5 protein-coding genes and 1 pseudogene are annotated in these 5,694 nt (G+C 51.9%); 2 read left to right on the top strand and 4 right to left on the bottom strand.

The window, feature by feature from the left end; all coding sequences use genetic code 11:
* Positions 1–68: 68 nt before the first annotated feature.
* The 4 genes and pseudogenes from arsB to P375_RS12580 all read right to left on the bottom strand — a co-directional run.
* A pseudogene (gene arsB / locus P375_RS10170) lies at positions 69–824 on the bottom strand (ACR3 family arsenite efflux transporter); the annotation flags it as partial.
* A 36-nt stretch (positions 825–860) separates the two neighbouring features.
* Positions 861–1,250 carry a Cu(I)-responsive transcriptional regulator gene (cueR, locus tag P375_RS10165; RefSeq protein ID WP_009116472.1) on the bottom strand — a complete coding sequence of 130 codons (390 nt, stop codon included), beginning with the start codon at positions 1,248–1,250 and terminating at the stop codon, positions 861–863.
* Between the two features lie 54 nt (positions 1,251–1,304).
* Positions 1,305–1,955 carry an IS1595-like element ISGasp1 family transposase gene (locus tag P375_RS10160; RefSeq protein WP_039136685.1) on the bottom strand — a complete coding sequence of 217 codons (651 nt, stop codon included), beginning with the start codon at positions 1,953–1,955 and terminating at the stop codon, positions 1,305–1,307.
* A 217-nt stretch (positions 1,956–2,172) separates the two neighbouring features.
* Positions 2,173–2,415, bottom strand: a complete 243-nt coding sequence (locus tag P375_RS12580; protein ID WP_006248862.1) for a hypothetical protein — start codon at positions 2,413–2,415, stop codon at positions 2,173–2,175.
* A 60-nt stretch (positions 2,416–2,475) separates the two neighbouring features.
* Between P375_RS12580 and copM the strand changes: the two genes are divergently transcribed.
* Both copM and P375_RS10150 read left to right on the top strand, forming a co-directional pair.
* Positions 2,476–3,141, top strand: coding sequence for a CopM family metallochaperone (gene copM, locus P375_RS10155; RefSeq protein ID WP_230592841.1), 666 nt, complete (start codon positions 2,476–2,478; stop codon positions 3,139–3,141).
* Between the two features lie 296 nt (positions 3,142–3,437).
* Positions 3,438–5,624, top strand: a complete 2,187-nt coding sequence (locus tag P375_RS10150; protein ID WP_432430744.1) for a copper-transporting P-type ATPase — start codon at positions 3,438–3,440, stop codon at positions 5,622–5,624.
* Positions 5,625–5,694: the final 70 nt, after the last annotated feature.

The raw sequence follows: 5,694 nt of genomic DNA, 5'->3' as shown, positions 1-5,694 counted from the left end.
ATCATGATGTTCAAGCGGTGTTTTTATTTTTAAATTTTGCAAAATAACTTTCAGGCTGCCTGAAAAACCTACACCCCTTTATTCCCCAGCGATTTTCGGTTTATCCACCACACCAGCGAGAGCATCACAGGCACTTCCACCAGCACACCGACCACCGTTGCCAATGCCGCCCCCGAGTGCAAACCGAACAAAGAAATTGCCACCGCCAATTCAAAAAAATTACTCGTGCCAATCAAGCACGCAGGGGCGGAAATTTCGTGTGGTAATTTGAGCCATTTTGCCAAAACGTGAGCCAAGGCAAAAATGCCGTAAGTCTGTGCCAGCAGGGGAATGGCAATCAGCAAAATAATCAAGGGATTGGCAATAATGGTTTGGGCTTGAAAGGCAAACAGCAACACCACCGTCAAAATCAAACCCATAATGGAAAAAGGTTTCAGGCTGCCTGAAAATTGTGCCACCGATTTACCCGATTTTTGTAAATAAGAGCGGGTAAGCCAGCCTGCCAGCAAGGGCAACAGCACATACAAAACCGTGCTTAAAATCAAGGTGTCCCACGGAATTTTTATGTCGCTTACGCCGAGCAATACGCCTGCAATCGGAGCATACGCCACAATCATAATCAAATCATTGACCGAAACCTGCACCAAAGTGTAATTGGGGTCGCCTTTGACCAGTTGAGACCACACAAACACCATTGCCGTACACGGTGCCACGCCCAGCAAAATCATGCCGGCAATGTATTCTTGTGCCGACTGTGCGTCCACCCAACCTGCAAAAAACACCCGAAAAAACAACCAGCCCACAAGTGCCATCGTAAAAGGCTGTTATCAAGCTATGGCATTCATCTGCTTTGATGGTGGTTAAAAATTACCCAAGCCTTTTAAGATGGGGCAGTCGGGATTGTCATCGCCCCCGCAGGCATCGCTCCACGCTTGCAGGGTGTGTTGCATTGATTTTAATTCTTTGATTTTATTGGATAAAAAATCAATATGACTGGCGGTGAGCGTTTTGACCTGAGCACTTGTGCGGTGTGGATTGTCTTGCAGTGCCAAAAGCTCGCCAATCTGTGCAAGCGAAAAACCGACGCTGCGGGCTTTGGCGATGAATTTTAGCCGAGCGATGTCATTGGAGTTATAAATCCGATAACCTGCTTCACTGCGTGATGGGTTAATTAATAAGCCTGCTTTTTCATAATCACGGATTTGTTTGACGGAAAGTTGGGTAGATTTAGACGCTTGTCCGATGTTCATTGTTGCTCCTTATTGAGTGGTGTGTAAAAAAATGTTAGGGGCTGTCCTAGATAACTAGAACAAATCTTTCTTTACTAATTGTTTTAAAATGGAAATTTTGGACTTTATTTCACTGTGGTTAAAACGCCATTCGCATTCCTTCAAATACAGCTCAAAATGCTCTTTGGCAATGCCGTTGAACTTACGCAAATGGCGTTTTGCTTGGTTCCAAAAGTTCTCAATTCCGTTGATGTGATTTTGTCGTTCAGCAAAATGTGTGCTGTGATTGATGCGAAAGTGACTAAATTCGCTCACATCAAGTACGTCATAGCTTTTGTAACAATCGGTATAAACAATGCTGTCAGGTTTCACTTGCTCACGGATTATCGGTAATAAAGTGGTAGTTTGCGTATTGGGTACAGCAACGGTGTAAACTTTACCATTTCGCTTTAAAAGCCCGAATACAGCCACTTTACCGGCCGCACCGCGACCGCGTTTGCCTTTGCGCTGTCCGCCAAAATAGCTTTCATCCACTTCTACTTCACCATCAAACATTTCCAGATGCGGGCTGTTATGGAAAATCAGTAAGCGTAAACGGTGAAAGTAATAGGCTGCGGTGTTTTTATTGACGCCGACTAATTGAGCTGCTGTGCGTGCGGTAACACCCGCAATAAACAGTTCAATCAGTTTGTTTTGCTTGTACCGGCTTAAACGACTTTTTCTCATCGGGATTATTCTAACCTGAAATTAGATTTCCCTAGTTATCTAGTACAGCCCCAAATGTTATCAAGTAAAAATAACCCTTGACCCTAACGCAAGGTTAGGGTTTATGATGCGCACATCAAAACAAAAAAGCAATGCTTTTAATCGCTTAAAAGCACTTTGTTTTGATAATCCACTTTAACTTAACATTCGGAGAAACTGTTATGAACGCTGATTTTGTTCAAAACCGACACGCCCATTGCGGCTGCCAGTCTTGCACGGGGCAAAACTGCCGTCCGGACTGCCAATGCCAAAACGGCAAGCCCTGCATTTGTGATGACTGCACTTGCAACGGCTGTGCGTGTGAATCGTAAAACCAAATAGTGAAATGGACATTGGGCGAATCTGTCATTTGCCCAATGTTATCAATGCCCATTTTGACAAGGAGAATCCAATGACATTCATCAAAAACCGTGCCGTACATCTTGTCGCTGCCGCTGTTGTTTTGGCGACTTCAACCGCTTTTGCCGACGCAAAAACTGAAGTGCCGACGCACTCGATGGCGTGCGACAATAACTACACCCAAACCACCCACGACTGCCCAAATAACCAAAACGGGCACGCAGAGATGAACCACGCCAATATGAACCACTCTGCTATGGCAATGGACACTCAAAATGCTCCGCCCCATACCCAAGCCTATCTTGCAATGATGAACAAGATGGGCGATGAGATGAGCAAAGCGGGTAATCTTGCCGATGCTGATACCGCTTTTGCCAAAGGTATGATTCCGCACCATATCGGAGCAGTTGAGATGGCAAAAGTACAGCTTGAATTTGGCAAAGACGAAACAATGAGAAAACTTGCCCAAGCGATTATTGATGGGCAACAAAGTGAAATCGATCTGATGAACGCTTGGCTGGCGGGTAAAGACACCGCAACCCAAAACCCGCAAGCCCCGCACGCCAAGGCCTATGCCGCAGGCAAGGCGCACCACGAGGCGATGATGGCGGCAATCAATGAGCCAAACCCTGATGTTGCCTTTGCCAAAGCAATGATTCCGCATCATCAAGGGGCGGTCGAGATGGCAAAAGTGCAATTACAGTTCGGCAAAGACGAAAAAATGAAAAAGCTCGCTCAAGACATCATCAAAGCCCAAGAACCTGAAATCAAGCTAATGCAAGACTGGCTAAAACAGCAGGGGCAATAAGGCAAAACACCGCTTTTGATAAAGCGGTGCTTTTGAGGTCGTCTGAAAACAGGTTTAAGGCTTTTTCAGACGGCATTTGGGGTTTTCAGGCAGCCTTTAAAACAAGCCCCAAGGAAATGATGATGCCGACTTGTCGGACACATCGGCAAGCGATGTTCTGAACCTTATGCTTTTTCAGACGGCATCGGTATTTGCAGGCAGCCTGAAAAAACCGTCATTCTGACCGGCCCAATCCGTACCTGCTTTTTCGGTAAACGACCGGTTATGACCCTATGAACCCAACAGGAGAAATTGTGATGAAGCAAGAAACACACAAACCGCCCAAACACCACGAGTGCCGACACGGACAGCACCGCCCTGTGCAGACACCGTCCGATGCAGCGGCTGCTTCGGGCTACACCTGCCCGATGCATCCGGAAATCCGGCAAGACCGCCCCGGCAACTGCCCTCTTTGCGGTATGGCATTGGAGCCGCTGATGCCTGAATTGGACGACGACAATCCGGAGCTGCGTGATTTTTCCCGACGCTTTTGGTACACGCTGCCCCTGACGGCGGCAGTGCTGGTGCTGGCGATGTTCGGCGAGCGTCTGAACCTGATGGATATGGCCGCACAAAGCTGGGTAGAGCTGGTGCTGTCGCTGCCGATCGTGCTGTGGGCGGGGCTGCCGTTTTTCTCACGGAGTTGGCAGTCGCTGGCAAACCGTAGTCCCAATATGTGGACGCTGATTGCACTGGGAACGGGTGCAGCCTTCGTTTACAGCGTTGTTGCCACCGCTGCACCCGGCATCTTTCCGGCATCGTTTGTATCGATGGGGCGGGTCGGCGTGTATTTTGAGGCGGCGGCCGTCATCATCTCGCTGACCTTGCTCGGCCAGATGCTCGAACTCAAAGCCCGGTCGCAGACTTCGGCGGCAATCAAGACCCTGCTCGGACTGGCGCCCAAAACCGCACGGCGTATCGGCCCGGGCGGTGCTGAAGAAGATGTGCCGCTCAGCCACATCCACATCGGCGACCTTCTGCGTGTGCGCCCCGGCGAAAAAGTGCCTGTCGATGGCGTGGTGGTTGAGGGCGCAAGCTCGGTAGATGAATCGATGCTGACCGGCGAGCCGCTGCCGGTGCGCAAAGCCACCGGCGACAAAGTCATCGGCGCCACGCTCAACACCGGCGGTGCGCTCGTCATCCGCTCCGAGCGCATTGGTTCGGAAACCGTGCTTTCGCAGATTGTCCAGATGGTGGCCCAGGCGCAGCGCTCCAAAGCACCGATGCAGCGTATGGCCGACGGGGTGGCAGGCTATTTCGTACTGGCGGTTGTCGCCGTCGCCGTTGCCACTTTCTTTGTCTGGGGCGTGTTCGGCCCGCAATCGTCTTGGGTGTTCGGGTTGATCAACGCCGTTGCGGTCTTGATTATCGCCTGCCCCTGTGCACTGGGACTGGCCACGCCGATGTCGGTGATGGTCGCCACAGGACGCGGGGCAGGCAGGGGCATATTGTTCCGTGATGCCGCCGCTATCGAAAACTTGCGGCGAGTAGACACTTTGGTGATTGATAAAACCGGCACACTCACCGAAGGCCGACCCGCCTTTGACCGTGCCGTTGCGGCAGCAGGCTTTTCCGCCGAAGAAGTGCTGCGTTTGGCCGCCAGCTTGGATCAGGGCAGCGAACACCCGCTGGCCGACGCCATTGTGCAGGCCGCACGGGCACAACAGCTGAAGCTGAGCAAACCCGAACAGTTTGATTCAGGCAGCGGCATCGGCGTGAGCGGCGTGGTTGAAGGGCGTGCGCTGGCACTGGGCAACACGGCGTTTATGCAGCAGAACGGGCTTAGCGTCGAACCACTGATCGAGCAGGCCGAATCCCTGCGCAGTGAAGGTGCCAGCGTGATATATCTGGCTGCGGACGGACATCTTGCGGGACTGCTTGCCGTCTCCGATCCTGTAAAAGACAGCACCCCCGAAGCATTGGCCTCGCTCAAAGCAGCCGGCCTGCGCATCATTATGGCAACCGGCGACGGATTGACCACGGCAAACGCCGTGGGCGTAAAACTGGGCATCGACGAAGTGCACGGCGAAGTCAAGCCCGCCGACAAACTGGCACTGATCGAGCGGCTTCAGAACGAAGGGCGGGTGGTCGCAATGGCAGGCGACGGCATCAACGATGCCCCCGCACTGGCCAAAGCCGATGTCGGCATCGCAATGGGTACCGGCACCGATGTGGCAATGAGCAGTGCGCAAATCACGCTGGTCAAAGGCGATTTGCGGGGTATTGCCACCGCACGCAAATTGTCTGAGGCCACCGTGCGCAATATGAAGGAAAACCTGTTATTTGCCTTCTTATACAACGGCCTGGGGGTTCCCGTTGCCGCCGGCGTGCTGTACCCCTTTACCGGCTGGCTGCTCTCGCCGATGATTGCCGCACTGGCGATGAGCCTAAGCTCGGCATCCGTGGTCGGCAACGCACTGCGACTGCGCAAAAGCAAGTTGTAGACCACAGCCCCGCAGGCTTCTTCCAATGACAAAACGACCTCAAAAACACCGCTTTTGATAAAGCGGTCAG

It is taken from the genome of Gallibacterium genomosp. 2 (genome assembly GCF_000771895.1).
In the GTDB taxonomy this organism is placed as follows: Bacteria; Pseudomonadota; Gammaproteobacteria; order Enterobacterales; family Pasteurellaceae; genus Gallibacterium.
Note: the sequence above shows the minus strand (reverse complement) of the source record. Positions and strands in the feature narration are given on the sequence as shown.